Genomic DNA, 13,172 nt, shown 5'->3' on the forward strand with positions numbered 1-13,172 from the left:
AGTACGTCCAGTACGAGGACTTCCGGCCGGCACGCCGATAGCACGCACCGGACGCCGCTCCTTGACGGGCAAAAGTTGCCTGACGCGGCACTAGGCGGCACCCGCCTGGGCGAGCTCGCGGGACTTCGGGTGCTCGGGCTCATCGACCTGGGCGGCGGCCCGCAGTGCCGCCTCGACCCGGCGGTTGCTGGTCATGGTCGCGGTGACGGTGGTCATGACGAGGAGGAGGCCGGCGGCGGCGTAGAGCGGGGCGCGCACGTCGTAGGTGGTGGCGAGCCAGCCGCCGAGGAAGGCGCCGAACGGGGCGGCGCACATGGAGAGCATGCGGGAGGTGGAGGCGACCCGGCCCATCAGGTGGGCAGGGACGATCGTCTGACGGAGGGAGGGGCCGAGCACCATCGTGGCGCCCATGCCCGCTCCGCAGACGGCGAGCGCGAGGCCGGCGACGTACGGGTTCGGGGCGGCGGCAAGGCCCAGGATGGCGAGTCCCTCGACTGCGGCTGTGCAGGTCAGCGCGGTGCCGGTGCCGAGCCGCCGGCGGAGGAAGGAGGCGATGCCCGCGCCGAGCAGACCGCCGGTGGCCTCCGCCGTGAGGAGCAGGCCGAAGCCGAAGGTGCCGACGCCGAGACGATCGTGCGCGAAGAGGGCGAGCACGGTCTCCACGGCGAGGAAGGCGATGTTCCCGACCGCCGGACGCAGCGCGAGCCCGAGCAGCAACTGGTCCCGGAACACGTACGAGGCGCCGGCCCGCGCCTGCCGCAGGAGCGACTCACGGGCCTGCGGTACCGGCCGGGGTGCGGCAGGAAGCGACCGTACGAGCAGGGCGGAGAGCGCGAACGAGACCGCGTCGGCGAGCAGCGGAACCGCCCGCCCGAGTGCGAGCAGGGCACTGCCCGCGGGCGGCCCGGCGAAGCCGGACGCGGCGGTCTGGGTGCCGCGCAGGCGGGAGTTGGCGCGCTCCAGGAGCGCCGGGTCGCGGCTGAGCAGATCCGGCAGGTAGGCCGTGGCGGCCGTGTCGAAGAAGAGTCCGCCGAGGCCGAGGAGGAAGGCGACGGCCGCGAGCAGGGGAATGCTCAGCAGGTCGAGCGCGGCCGCTGCCGCCGGTATCGCGAGCAGCACCGCACGCACCGCGTCCGTGACCCACATCGTGCGCCGGCGGTCCCAGCGGTCCACCAGCGCGCCGCCGAGCACCCCGAAGAGCAGCCACGGCAGCGTTCCGGTGGCCGTGACCACGGCGAGCGCCATCGGATCCCGCGTCAGCGTCAAGGCGAGCAGCGGCAGCGCGGCATGCGACACCCCGTCACCGAGCGAGGACACCGTCTGGGCGGTCCACAGCCGTCCGAACCCGGTCGGCAGCTTCCGAACGTCCGAGGTCACTTGGCGTCTCCTTCGGCCTGTCGGCGCGATGCGGGGTGGAACAGGGCGAAGACGAGCGACGAATCCGGCAGCGACGGATCGGACAGCTCCCGGTACTCGTCCGCCAGTGCCTGCAGTCGTGCCCCGAGCTCCGCGAACTGCTCGTCGGTGAGCCGCAGGTGCGCCATCCGCACGTGCCGCTCGCCATCCGCCGGCGCTGCCTCCAGATCCGCCACCGCGTGCCGCATCAGCACATCCGGGCCTCCCTCGCCCGGATCCGGCAGCACGATCGCCTGTGCGGCCATGGCGTAGTACCGCTCGGTGACCCCCCTGACCTTCCGAGTCCGCACCACCTTCACCAGGCCGGCCCGTTCGAGCAGCCGGACGTGGTAGCTGGAACTCCCCTTCGCAAGGCCCACTCGCTCGGCGATCTGAGTGATCGTCGCGGGCTCGAAGCGGAGCACGGCCATGATCCGGTGGCGCGTGAGGTTGGAAACGGCGCGTAGCTGCTCGTCAGTGGTGACGTGGAGCGCCTCGGGAAGATCATCGGTAGGCATGCCCCTAATAGTCAACACTTCTTGACCATTGCGCAAGGGGTTTGCTCGGACGTCCGGAATCGACTCGTCGACGCAGCCAGTGACCTGCTGTCCGGTCCTGGCCGCCCATGACTGACACACCCCTGGCCGGTGCGAAACGCGCACGGGTGCCGTGCCCTGTCGGCTCGAAGCGCCCGAGCGGTGGGCGGATCGGGGTAGTTGGTGCACCCGAGCAGTGGGCGAGTCCTGGAAGTCGGCGGGCCGGGGCAGGATCGATCTGGGTGGAACCTCCCCGCCGGCGGAGGCGTCCTCGCGGCGGGGCGGATGGTCAGGCGGCCCGGTGCACCGCGTCCAGCACCAGGCCGAGCAGGCGCTCGGACTGGTCGGCCTGTTCGGGCTGCGGGGTGGCGAGTGCGACGCCGAGGGCGAGTCGGAGGAGGTCGTCGGCGGCCAGGTCGGGGCGGGCGGTGCCGTGGCTCCGGGCGTGGGACAGCACGGCGGTGGCCGCGTTCCGGATCCGGCGGTGGCAGTCCGTGCCCAGGGACCCTTCGGCCTCCATCAGCAGCGCTCCGCCGAGGCCCTGGTTGACGCGGGCGTGGGCGACGAAGGCGTGCAGCCAGTCGGCGAGCGCGGTGTCGGCGGGTTCGGTGGCCAGCAGCCGGTCGGCGGTGGCGCAGAGCCGCTCGACCCGCTCGTCGAGGACGGCCGCGAGGAGGGCGCCGCGGGTGGGGAAGTGCCGGTAGAGGGTGCCGGGGCCGACTCCGGCCCGGCGGGCGATCTCGTTGAGCGAGGCCTCGGGGCCGGCCTCGGTGAAGGACTCCTGGGCGGCGGCGAGCAGCCGTTGGCGGTTGCGTCGGGCATCGGTGCGCTGCGCGGCGGCGGCCATCGGCTGGTCCTCGCTGTCCGGGGTCGTGGCGGTCTCGGTGGCCTCGGCCGTCTCGGTGGTCTCGGTGGCCGAGGGGCCGGTCAAGCGGAGCGGTGTTCCGCATTGTAGGCCGCCGTGACGGTCGCCGGCATCCTGGAGGTGCTCGCAGGACTGGGACCGCTGAGCGTCGTCAACCAGCGCGTGCGGACGGACGTCGGCACGGACACCCACGAGATCACGACGACCGCCCTGGGCGTCACCTCGGATCGCCCTCGTACTGGAGGCCCGGCACCCTGTGGCGGTGCCGGGCCTCCTGGCTGCTCCGGCGCGAAGTGGTGCGCACCGGGTCAGGGGGACGTCAGTGGGGGATCAACGGCCCTGGAGGGACTTGACGTTGTCGCCGAAGGTCCAGCCCTTCGAGCCGTCCCAGTTGATCGACCACGTCATGAGCCCCTTCAGTCCGCCACCGAAGGCGTTCCAGGACTGGCTGACCAGGCTTGGTGCCATGTAGCCGCCACCCGCGCCGGGTTGGGCCGGCAGGCCGGGCACCTGCTTGTCGTACGGCACCTTGATGGTGGTGCCCTGGATGACCAGGCCGTTGTTGAGGCAGGTGGTCTGCGCGGTGAAGCCCTGGACGGTGCCGGCCTGGTAGGAGTCGCCGGAGCAGCCGTACATGCTGCCGTTGTAGTACTGCATGTTCAGCCACCACAGGCGCCCGTTGTCGACGTACTTCTTGATGATCGGCAGGTAGGAGCCCCAGATCGACCCGTAGGTGACGCTTCCGCCGGTGACGTACGCGGTCTCGGGGGCCATGGTCAGGCCGAAGCCCGCGGGCATCTGGGCCAGCACGCCGTCGATGATGCGGATCAGGTTGGACTGCGAGGCGGACAGCGTGTTGATGTTGCCGCTTCCGGACAGGCCGGTCTCGATGTCGATGTCGATGCCGTCGAAGTTGTACTTCTTGAGGATCGGGACGACGGTCGCCACGAACCGGTCGGCGACGGTGCTGGAGCTCAGGTCGATGCCTGCGGCGGCGCCGCCGATCGACATCAGGAGCGTCGCCCCGGCCGCCTTGGCCTGGCACATCTCGGCGGGGGTCGAGACCTTGACGCCGGCGTCCATGCCGTCCTGCCACAGGACGGTGCCGTCCGAGAGGATCACCGGGAAGGCGGCGTTGATGACGTTGTAGCCGTGCGCGGCGATCCGGCTGTCCGTGATGGGCACCCAGCCCATGCCGGGGTGGACGCCGTTCGCGGCGCCGTCCCAGTTCTCCCAGTAGCCCTGCAGCACCTTGCCCGAGGGCTTGGGCTTCGTGGGGCAGGTGTCGCCCGGCGGGGTCGTCGGCGGCGTGGTGGGAGGCGTCGTCGGCGGGGTGGTCGGCGGGGTCGTCGGAGGCGTGGTCGGGGGAGTCGTGGGCGGGGTGGTCGGAGGCGTGGTCGGCGTCGTCGGCGAGGGGCTGCTGCCGCCGGGGCCGGTGAGTGACACGTCGTCCGCGTAGAACGCGGGCTGCCCGTACCAGCCGTGCAGGTAGACGGTCACCGAGGTGGTGGTCGCCCCGGTGGTGAAGCCGACGCTGAGCTGGCTGTACGACGCGCTGTTCGGCGTCCAGGTGGACGGGGCGCTGGTGATGCCGGTGCCGGTGGCACCCAGGTAGACGTAGCTGCCCTGGACGTAGGAGCTCAGTGTGTACTGGGAGTTGGGCTGCACGCTGATGGTCTGGGTGCACTGGGCGTTGTCCAGGCCGGTCGGCGTGGCCTTGAGCGCGGAGGTGCCGGAGTGGACCGGGCTGCCGACGACCGCGCCGGAGCCGCCGGAACAGGTCCAGTCGGAGAGCCCGTTCTCGAATCCGGCGTTGGCCACCAGGTTGGTGGTGGCGGCCCCGGCCGTGACGGAGCCGGCCACGACGATGCCGGCGCCGATGACGGCGGCGGCGCTCACCCCGGCGATGGAGCTCTTCAGGACGTTCGGTCCGTGCTTGGCACGGCTGGTCCGGTTGACCTGCGACGCGCGTTCCACGGCGGCCCGTTGCGGGCGGGGAGCCCGGAGCGGCCCGCTTCCGGCGCCGCCGCCGTCGAGGCGGCCGGGGTCGGAACCGGGGTGGAGCTCGGCCGACGGACGGGGGGACGGACGTGGAGTGCGCGACCTTCGACGGAACATGCTGTGCTCCATTTCCCGCCGGGCGCCGTGGAGTTGACCGGCGCGTGGGGGCGTGACGCCCGGCTCTGGGTGAAGTGGGGACATGTGGGGCTGTGCCGGACCGGATCGTAGAAGGGGCGGCGTGGCTCGTCAATAGGTCTGGACCAATTGCGGGATGGGCGGCCCGGGCCGGCCGCAGGATCGGCCGGATTCGGATGCCGCAACACGGCGTTGGCGTTCACACCTGCCGGCCCGCCGGACCGGTCGTGAGGGCGGGCTCGTCGGCGCCGGGTACGCCGCTCTGACGGCAGCCGGACGCCGGCCCGCGGGGACCAGGGGTCCGCGGGCCGGCGTCCGTAGGGGCCGGCGTTCGTACGAGCGGTCAGCTCGGGAGCTCGACCGACAGGTTCGGGGCCAGGGCCCGGAGGAAGTCGGCCGCGTGGAACACCGCGCCGGCCGAGGCCACGCCCGTGGTGCGGGTGTTCCCGGCGAGGACCTGCTGGGCGGCCTCCACCACCAGGGGGGCGGTGATCGCGTAGATGTCCTGGCCCTGGGCCGTGGCGCGGCGCTCGACGCCGCCGGCGCGGACCCGGACGTCGACGACGAAGGTCTGGTCGGAGCGGCCCAGGGCGTCGACCGCCTCCGGCGCGGGGGTGTCCTCCGCGGCGAGGTCCTGCGCGGCTTCGAGCGTCATGTAGGTGCGGACCTCGGGCACGTCCACGTGGCTGGGGACGGTGACGATGTCGGCCATGCTGAACTCGGCGAGCACCGTGCGCCGGCCCAGCGGCTCCGGGAAGTGCCAGTCCTGCTCCGGCGACTTCTCGTCGTGGTACTGCAGCTCGCCGCCGGCGAACCGGACCCGGCGGCCCGCGCGGCGCTCGTGGGACACCTGGCCGGCCTCCCGGGTGCCCGGGGTGGGGTGCCAGCCGTTCAACCCGTAGGCGACGTGCACCTCGTCGGCGGCGGTCCACTCCCCGAGGGCCGCTGTGACCAGGAGGTCGCCGAGGCCGCCGTAGAACGCCATGGCCGGGACGACTAGGGTCTCCGCCTTGCGGGCCGCCTCCGCGTGGTCGGCGAACGTCGAGGCGTTCGCCTCGATCTCCGCCGCGACGTCGAGGTACGGGATCCCGGCGCGCAGGGCCGCCTCGACGACCGGTCCGGCCGTCACCGCGAACGGCCCGGCGGCGTTGATGACGACCGCCGCGCCGGCGAGGGCCCGGTCCAGCGCGGCCGGGTCGTCCACGGTGGCCGGCCGCGCCTCCACGTCGGATCCGGTCTCGGCGGCCAGCGCGGCCAACCGGGCCGCGTTGCGCCCGGAGACGACGGTGGCGATGCCGCGCCTTTGCAGTTCGGCGACGATGAAGCGGCCGGTGTGACCCGTCGCGCCGTAGACCACTACTGCAGCCGCTGTACTCATGGTTCCCCGATCTCGATGTGCTGAGGACTCCAGTCTTGCCGCCGGCACGGCCCGACCGTGAGTGTCCTGAACGACACCAGCCGTACACTTTCGGACATGCCAACCGTCGCACTGCTGGCCGCCGGTCACCTGCTGCACTTCGAACTGGGGGTGGCCTACGAGATCTTCGGCAACCCTCCGCGCGAGGCCGCGGAGGGCTGGTACGACGTGCTGCTCTGCGGGACGGGCCCGGTGAAGGTCGGCCCGTTCGTGGTCGAGCCCGAGCACGGGCTGGAGCGCCTGGTCGGGGCGGACACGGTGATCGTGCCCGCCTGCGCCGACATCGACGTCCCGCCGCCGCCGGAGGTGGTCGAGGCCGTGCGGGCGGCCCACGAGGCGGGTGCCCGGGTCGCCTCCCTCTGCACCGGGGCGTTCGTGCTCGGCGCGGCCGGCCTGCTGGACGGCCGGCGGGCCACCACGCACTGGGCGCACACCGCGGAGTTGAGTGCGCGTCACCCGCGGGCGGTGGTCGATCCGGACGTGCTGTACACCGACAACGGCAGCGTTCTCACCGCCGCGGGCAAGGCCGCCGCCGTGGACCTCTGCCTCCACCTGGTCCACCTCGACCACGGCGCGGCCATCGCCAACTCGGTGGCCCGCCGTCTCGTCATGGCGCCGCACCGGCCCGGTGGCCAGGCCCAGTTCGTGGCCACGCCGGTGCAGGTCAGGGGTGACCACGCGCTGGCCGATCTGCTCGCCTGGGCCCAGCAGCGGCTGGACCGGCCGCTGACGGTGACGGACCTGGCGCGGCGGGCCAACACGAGCCCGCGCCATCTGGGGCGGCAGTTCCGGTCGGTGATCGGCCAGACGCCGATCCAGTGGCTGCTGACCCAGCGGGTGCGCCGCGCCCAGGAGTTGCTGGAGGCGACCGACGAGAGCGTCGAGGCGGTGGCCCAGGCCACCGGGATGGGGACCGCCACGACGCTCCGGCGCCAGTTCAAGCGGGTCGTCGGGGTCTCGCCGGCCGGGTACCGGCGCGCGTTCCGCAGCACCGATCCCGCCTGACGGACGGGCCCGGGTGCCGGCACCGAGACCGACACGGACACCGACGGCTCCCGGTGCGCCCGGTGCCGCCCCCGGTCAGGCCCGTTCGGCTGCGGGGAGGCCGCCGGGGCCGGTGGTACGGGCCGCGTGCTCCGCGCGCTCCGAACGGGCCAGTCGGTGGGCCAGGCCCAGGTGGAGGGCGGCGAGAACACTGCCGCCGACGGTCATGCCGGGGTTGTGGACCGAGGCGCCGATGGCCGCGTCGGCCACCTGTACCGCGCCGGAGACCAGCAGGAGCGGCCCGAGCCCGCGGCCTGCCCAGGCGGTCCGGCTGATCAGCAACTGGTGCACCAGGACGGCGCCGAGCGGCAGGGCGCGGGCGGCGTAGGCCTGGGCGTACAGGTCGGTGAGCGGGGTGACCGGGTCGGTGCCGCCGGGCAGGGCCAGTCCGGGTGAGAGCAGCCCGACGACGCTGGAGGCCATGGACAGGACGGCGCCGGCCGCGTTGGCGATCACCAGGACACGCATGCCCCGGCTGAGCGGGGTGGTGGAGCGAAGCATTGGGTCAGACCTCAAATCGTTCGGGCTCTGAATGGTTACCGCATGCTAGCGTTCCTCATGTGAACAATGTCAACCCCCCGCCGCTGACCACCTCCGTGGTCTTCCGGCTCGGCACCCTCGGCAGCCTGGTCACGGCGCGGTTCACCACCGCCCTGGCGGAGTTGGGCCTCAAGCCCAAGCACGTCGGCGTGCTGGTGGCACTGGACTCGGGCGCCCCGCCGTCCCAGCTGGAACTGGCCCGCACCATGGCGGTGGCACCCAGCCTGGTGGTCGCACTGGCCGACCACCTGGAACAGGTCGGCGCGGTGGACCGGGTGCGCGACCCGGCGGACCGGCGCCGCCAGGTGCTCGCGCTCACCGACACCGGGCGGGACCTGCTCGCCGACTGCACCGCGCTCGCCCACCGGCTGGACGAGGAGCTCACCGCCTCGCTGACCGGCCCCGACCGGGAGGCGCTGCGCCGCACGCTGGGCGTCCTGGGCGTCGAGGCCGGGCTGCCGACCGGGGACTGACCGGCGACTGACCGGGGACCGGGACCGGCCGGCGACCGGCAGGTCCACGGGCGCGGCCCGCGCCGCGCAGGAGCGGTGCCCCCCCTCGGGGGGCGGCCGGCTCAGGCGGCCTGCGCCAGCGCCTCCAGGAGGATCCCGGCGATCCGCTGCGGCTCCTCGTTGGGCAGGAGGAAGCTGGCGCCGGGGATCGTCACCACCCTCGCGCGGGGGCAGGCCTCCAGCGTGCGGCGCTCGTGTGCGGTGAGACCGCCGTCGCCCTTCTCGGCGTGCACGACCCAGACCGGCACCCCGGCGGCGCACAGCCGCTCGGCCGGCCCGGCGTGCTCGCCGAGGTAGCGCAGATAGCCGCGGAGGATCCCGCGCATCGCCCGCGGCTCGCTGCTGCGCAGGTCGGCGAGGATCTCGGCCCGCCGTTCGGGAGGTACCCGGACGTCCTTGGCGACCGACCCCATGAGCTTCAGCAGGACGACGGACGGAAGCTCGCCCAGCACACCGCTCAGCCGGCAGACCGTCAGGAAGAACAGCGACTCGTCCCGGGGCGACAGGCTGATCCCGAGCAGCACGACCGGTCCCGGGAACGCGCCGGAGACGGCCATCTCCAGCGCGACGTTCGCCCCCATGCTGAACCCCACGACCACGTCGCAGCGCTGCTCGGCGGCCAGTTGTCCGGCGAGCCGGGCCGCGGTGCCGATGCCGTAGCCCTCGGGGGCCGGCGCCCTGCAGTGTCCCGGCAGCGTCGCGGCGACCAGGCGGATCCCGGCAAGGGCGGGCTGCGCCATCAGCTCGGCGTACGACCGCGCGGGGTTGAACCCGCCCGGGAGCAGCAGCGCCGTTCGCCGCGCGTCGGCCGGCCCGGAGGTGAGGAGGTCCCATTCCATGGTCATCGGTGTCGGTCCTCTCGGTGCGAGGTCTCTCCCGGTGCGGGGTCTCTCCCGGCGCGCTGGGTCCTCTCGATCGGACGGGGCGCCGGGTCAGTCGCCGTGGCCCACCGGGTCGGGCACGGCGTCGAGGAGGGTGGCGCCGTTGTTGCGGACGCTGTTGACGGCGGTGGACACCGACCGCACGGCGAGCTCCTCGCCGCCCGGGGTGTGCAGCAGCCGCCGGAGTTCGGCCGGGTCGGTGTGCTCGGGGTCGAGCCACGCGTCCAGGTCGCCCGGGTCGATGGTGAGCGGCATCCGGTCGTGGACGCGGCCGGCGGCGTCGGTGGCGTTGGTGGTGATGATCGTGGCGGTGGTGAGCCAGGCCGCCGGGTCGTCCTCGGGCACCGAGTGGTCGCGCCAGAACTCGTAGAGCCCGGCCATCACCAGCGGCCCGCCCGCGCGCGGGTGGAGGAAGTACGGCTGCTTGTACGCCTTGCGGTCGGCGGTGGCGGGCACCTGGACCCACTCGTAGTAGCCGTCGGCCGGCAGGACGCAGCGGCGCTTGGCGAACGCGGACCGGAACGCCGGCTTCTCGTGCACCGTCTCGGCCCTGGCGTTGATCATCCTCGCCCCCGCGCCCGGGTCCTTCGACCAGGAGGGGACCAGGCCCCAGCGCACCGGGCGGAGCCGGCGGGTGAGTTCGCCCGTGTCGTGGTCCACGCGCTCCAGCACCGTCCACACCCCGTCCGTGGGTGCCACGTTCCAGCTCGGGGCGAGGGACTCGACCGGGCTCCAGCGGGTCACCGCGAACAGCTCGACCAGGTCCTGGGGCGTTGTGGTGGAGACGAATCGGCCGCACATGGCCGCAACTCTGCCACCCGCCGGTCGCCGGGGCATCCGACACGCGGTTTTTCGGGGTGCGTTCGACGCGGTCAGGAGCCGAGGAGGGCCGCCTTCTGGGTGGCGAACTCGGCCTCGGTGAGCAGGCCTTGGTCCTTCAGCTCGCCGAGCTGCTTCAGCTGGGCGATCCTCGTGCTCATGTCGTCGGCCGGTGCGGCCGGAGCGGCCGCGGGGGCCGGTGCGGCCTGCACGGGCGCGGGCTGGGCCACGGGCTGCGGGGCCTCCTGCTGGGCCCAGCGGCCGGCCTGGCGCCGGGAGACCCGGTTGGAGACCGCGGTGGCGGTCCCGGCGACGACGGCGGTGCGTGCGACACCGCGAAGTAGACCCGGCATGGTGTTCTCCTTCGGTGGTTCGACCGGTCCCGGCCTCGTCGGCCGGGCCAGGACGGCTCAGGCCCCGGTCTCGGCGGCGTCGAGCGAGGCCAGCAGCTCCTGGACCGGGATGCGTCCGTTGGCCACCAGGCGGCCGCCGGCGCGCCGCAGTGCCGCGGCGAAGGGCGCGGCCCAGACGTTCTCGTAGACCAGGATGCCGGCGGAGCTGCCGGGCTCCAGGATGCCGCTCACGTCGTCGACCTCGTCCTCACCGAGCAGGCCCGAGGAGACGCCCTCGAAGACGGTGAGATCGAGCTCCTGGTCCCCGGTCAGGTCGGCGAGTTCCACGCCGCGGACCGTCCCGTCCTGTTCCTTCCTGACGAAGATCAGGTCCAGGATCCGGATGATGCCGCGGTCGACCAGGTCGATCAGCAGCGGCAGTCCCTCTCCGGTCATCCGGCTCCCGGGGAACTCGACCACCAGGTAGTCGATCGGCCCCAGTTCGTCGAGTTCGCCTGCTGCGTTGGATTCGGTGCTCATGTCGGCTCCTCATCGGGTCGGGCCACTGCTGCGGGGTCCGCCGCCCGCGCGGCGCTCGGCGCGCGGGCGCCGCCGCGCTGCCGAGGGGCCTTGCCCGGGCCGGGCCGATTCGGCGCCCCTCCGTCATTCCACCAGTGGCCGGAGCCGGGCGCATCTCGGTCGCGGACCACTCCGCCAAGACATCAACGGTGGCCCCCGTCAGGCGGGTCGGCCGGGTACAGGGGGTGAAGGGTCCGTCGCGGCGGCGGCCCGTCCCGGGCGGGCGACCGGCCTGGCGCGCGGCAACGGGAGCACCGTGGAACGCTGGAAACGGAGCCGCCGACCGGTCCGCTCGGACAGGCCGACCGGCCCCCTGACCACGGGAGGCCCCTATGGCCGCCAATCCTCGACAGCCGACGGCCGGTACCGGCACCCCGGACACCTCCGGGCATCCGCTGAGAACCGGCTGGACCGTCCTCGCGGCGGTGCTGATGATCTTCGGTGGGACCATGGCGATCTTCGAGGGGATCGCCGCCATCGCCAAGGACGACCTGTTCGTCAGAACGTCGAACTACACGTTCAAGTTCAACCTGACCGGGTGGGGCTGGATCCACCTGATCCTGGGCATCGTCATCGTCCTGGCCGGCTGTGCCCTCTTCACCGGGGCGGTGTGGGCGCGCGCCGTCGGCGTCGTCCTCGCCGGCCTGAGCCTGATCGCCAACTTCCTGTGGCTGCCCTACTACCCGTTCTGGGCCATCGTCCTGATCGCCGTGAACATCTTCATCATCTGGGCCCTGTGCGCCGGATCGCTCCGAGACGCAAGCAGGCCCTGACGCCCGGTGGCCGACGGACTCCCCCCGGGCCAGGAGGGGGAGTCCGCGGGGGAGTCGGCCCGGGCGGGACCGGTCGGGGGAGTTCGGAGGCGGTGGCTGAGGCGGCTGGGGGAGGCGGCCGGGGGAGGCTCGGGGAGCCCGTGCCGCGCCGGGCGTGCGCCCCCGGCGGTTTTCGATGTGCATCACAACTCGGCTTCGCTGTCGGTCGATCGGCTGGCGCAGTCGGCGATGTTCGCGGATCCTCGGTGCACCGGGGCGGAAGCGGGGCGGGCAGGGGGGAGCGCGGCATGGGGAGAGGCGAGGGCGCCGGGCCGACGGCCCGGCTGCTGGCCCTGGCGGGCGCGGCGGTGGCGATCGGCGGGCTGCTCGGGGGCTCGGTCAGTCTGGTGCTGTTCCTCTTCACGGACTGGTTCGACCCGATCGCCGACTACGTCCACGAGCGCGGCTTCTGGGGCGGCGGCCGGCCGTAGGGTCCGTCTTCAAGCTCCCGCCTGCTGATTCACCTCCTCGCCGTGGCTGCCGGGTCGGCGCGCCCGGGCGGGTGGCGGGAGGGATCATGACAGCCGGTTCAGGTCATCCGACGGCCGATATCGGCAAGAGAGCGCCCTCCGCACCGTAAACCGGTACCGCGTTCCCTCCGGGCTGCCATGATGCGGCGAGAACGATGTGACATTTCACATTGCCCTCGCCGAAAGGTCGAGGGCAACAGACGAGGGAGGGACCTCATGAAGCGTCTTGCCGCTGTTCTGGCCGCCGCCGCCACCCTGGCCGCGCCGGTCGCCGTCCAGGAGGCCGCCGCCGCACCCGCCGGTCCGGTGGGCGCCACCGTGACCTGCGGCACCCCGGGCGCGCCCGGCTTCCTGCTGACCAGGGCCTGTATCGAGGTGACCGGCAACCAGGTCCAGCTGTACGGGCAGGCCGCCCCCACCAACCCGGCCTGGCAGCCCCAGCAGGTCGGCTTCACGGTCGCCGGCAACGTCGTCGGCAACGCCCCGATCGCCCCGGTCAACACGAGCGTCCTCGTGTCGGCGGGCGGCACCCGGGTCGGCGGGATCGCCACCACCGCGCCGTGCGGAGCGACGGTGACCGCGAGCTTCGCCGTCAACCAGTGGGGCTGGCCGCCGTCGACCGCGACCGTCTCGGCCGTCGTGGCCTGCTGACCCACCCCGGGACGCCACCGGGTCGGCCGGTGCGGGCGGAGGCGGCGGCCCCGCCCGCACCGGGCGTTTCGGCGGGGAGGGCCGGCCGCCAGGCGCGCGTGCTCGTCCTCCGCGATCCAGGCGGTCCGGCCGCCGTGGATCCCCGCGAGACAGTGGTCCGCGACCACCGGGGCGACCAGCTGA

The 13,172-nt window shown here is 73.4% G+C and carries 15 protein-coding genes; 5 read left to right on the plus strand and 10 right to left on the minus strand.

The window, feature by feature from the left end; all coding sequences use genetic code 11:
• Window positions 1-90 precede the first annotated feature (90 nt).
• The 5 genes from ACFVVX_RS35065 to ACFVVX_RS35085 all read right to left on the minus strand — a co-directional run bounded on the left by ACFVVX_RS35065 (window position 91) and on the right by ACFVVX_RS35085 (window position 6,310).
• The gene (locus tag ACFVVX_RS35065) at window positions 91-1,377 is read right to left on the minus strand and encodes an MFS transporter (RefSeq protein WP_387951809.1); all 1,287 of its coding nucleotides are present in this window, start codon (window positions 1,375-1,377) and stop codon (window positions 91-93) included.
• Window positions 1,374-1,913: an ArsR/SmtB family transcription factor gene (locus ACFVVX_RS35070; RefSeq protein WP_387951811.1), complete on the minus strand. Its 540-nt coding sequence runs from the start codon at window positions 1,911-1,913 to the stop codon at window positions 1,374-1,376. Before ACFVVX_RS35070 ends, ACFVVX_RS35065 begins: the two co-directional genes overlap by 4 nt.
• 307 nt (window positions 1,914-2,220) lie before the next feature.
• On the minus strand, window positions 2,221-2,862 hold the full coding sequence (locus ACFVVX_RS35075; protein WP_387951812.1) for a TetR/AcrR family transcriptional regulator: 642 nt from the start codon (window positions 2,860-2,862) through the stop codon (window positions 2,221-2,223).
• A gap of 264 nt (window positions 2,863-3,126) precedes the next feature.
• Window positions 3,127-4,773 (minus strand): carbohydrate binding domain-containing protein, encoded by a 1,647-nt coding sequence (locus ACFVVX_RS35080; protein ID WP_387951814.1) that lies wholly within the window; start codon window positions 4,771-4,773, stop codon window positions 3,127-3,129.
• A 502-nt stretch (window positions 4,774-5,275) separates the two neighbouring features.
• Window positions 5,276-6,310, minus strand: coding sequence for a saccharopine dehydrogenase family protein (locus ACFVVX_RS35085; RefSeq protein WP_387951815.1), 1,035 nt, complete (start codon window positions 6,308-6,310; stop codon window positions 5,276-5,278).
• Between the two features lie 96 nt (window positions 6,311-6,406).
• On the opposite strand from ACFVVX_RS35085, the gene ACFVVX_RS35090 reads away from it, so the two are divergent.
• Window positions 6,407-7,354, plus strand: a complete 948-nt coding sequence (locus ACFVVX_RS35090) for a helix-turn-helix domain-containing protein (RefSeq protein ID WP_387951816.1) — start codon at window positions 6,407-6,409, stop codon at window positions 7,352-7,354.
• A gap of 75 nt (window positions 7,355-7,429) precedes the next feature.
• Here the strand turns inward: ACFVVX_RS35090 and ACFVVX_RS35095 are convergent, their stop codons facing one another.
• Window positions 7,430-7,894: a hypothetical protein gene (locus tag ACFVVX_RS35095; protein WP_387951818.1), complete on the minus strand. Its 465-nt coding sequence runs from the start codon at window positions 7,892-7,894 to the stop codon at window positions 7,430-7,432.
• A 59-nt stretch (window positions 7,895-7,953) separates the two neighbouring features.
• On the opposite strand from ACFVVX_RS35095, the gene ACFVVX_RS35100 reads away from it, so the two are divergent.
• A complete protein-coding gene (locus ACFVVX_RS35100; protein ID WP_387951820.1) occupies window positions 7,954-8,406 on the plus strand; it encodes a MarR family winged helix-turn-helix transcriptional regulator in 453 nt (150 codons plus the stop codon).
• A 101-nt stretch (window positions 8,407-8,507) separates the two neighbouring features.
• On the opposite strand, the gene ACFVVX_RS35105 is transcribed toward ACFVVX_RS35100, so the two are convergent.
• The 4 genes from ACFVVX_RS35105 to ACFVVX_RS35120 all read right to left on the minus strand — a co-directional run bounded on the left by ACFVVX_RS35105 (window position 8,508) and on the right by ACFVVX_RS35120 (window position 11,017).
• Window positions 8,508-9,290, minus strand: coding sequence for an alpha/beta fold hydrolase (locus tag ACFVVX_RS35105; RefSeq protein ID WP_387951822.1), 783 nt, complete (start codon window positions 9,288-9,290; stop codon window positions 8,508-8,510).
• An 87-nt stretch (window positions 9,291-9,377) separates the two neighbouring features.
• The gene (locus ACFVVX_RS35110; RefSeq protein WP_387951824.1) at window positions 9,378-10,127 is read right to left on the minus strand and encodes an SOS response-associated peptidase; all 750 of its coding nucleotides are present in this window, start codon (window positions 10,125-10,127) and stop codon (window positions 9,378-9,380) included.
• A gap of 71 nt (window positions 10,128-10,198) precedes the next feature.
• Window positions 10,199-10,498 carry an SHOCT domain-containing protein gene (locus tag ACFVVX_RS35115; RefSeq protein WP_387951825.1) on the minus strand — a complete coding sequence of 100 codons (300 nt, stop codon included), beginning with the start codon at window positions 10,496-10,498 and terminating at the stop codon, window positions 10,199-10,201.
• 57 nt (window positions 10,499-10,555) lie between these two features.
• Entirely contained in the window at window positions 10,556-11,017 is a 462-nt protein-coding gene (locus tag ACFVVX_RS35120) for a DUF6325 family protein (RefSeq protein WP_387951826.1), read from the minus strand.
• Between the two features lie 371 nt (window positions 11,018-11,388).
• Here ACFVVX_RS35120 and ACFVVX_RS35125 point away from each other — a divergent pair, with 371 nt between their 5' ends.
• The 3 genes from ACFVVX_RS35125 (at window position 11,389) to ACFVVX_RS35135 (ending at window position 12,989) form a co-directional block, all read left to right on the plus strand.
• Window positions 11,389-11,829, plus strand: coding sequence for a hypothetical protein (locus ACFVVX_RS35125; RefSeq protein WP_387951827.1), 441 nt, complete (start codon window positions 11,389-11,391; stop codon window positions 11,827-11,829).
• A gap of 287 nt (window positions 11,830-12,116) precedes the next feature.
• Complete coding sequence (locus ACFVVX_RS35130; protein ID WP_387951829.1) at window positions 12,117-12,299, plus strand: hypothetical protein; 183 nt, start codon at window positions 12,117-12,119, stop codon at window positions 12,297-12,299.
• A gap of 255 nt (window positions 12,300-12,554) precedes the next feature.
• Window positions 12,555-12,989, plus strand: a complete 435-nt coding sequence (locus ACFVVX_RS35135) for a hypothetical protein (RefSeq protein ID WP_387951831.1) — start codon at window positions 12,555-12,557, stop codon at window positions 12,987-12,989.
• Window positions 12,990-13,172: the final 183 nt, after the last annotated feature.

Source organism: Kitasatospora sp. NPDC058170, from assembly GCF_042883905.1.
In the GTDB taxonomy this organism is placed as follows: domain Bacteria; phylum Actinomycetota; class Actinomycetes; order Streptomycetales; family Streptomycetaceae; genus Kitasatospora.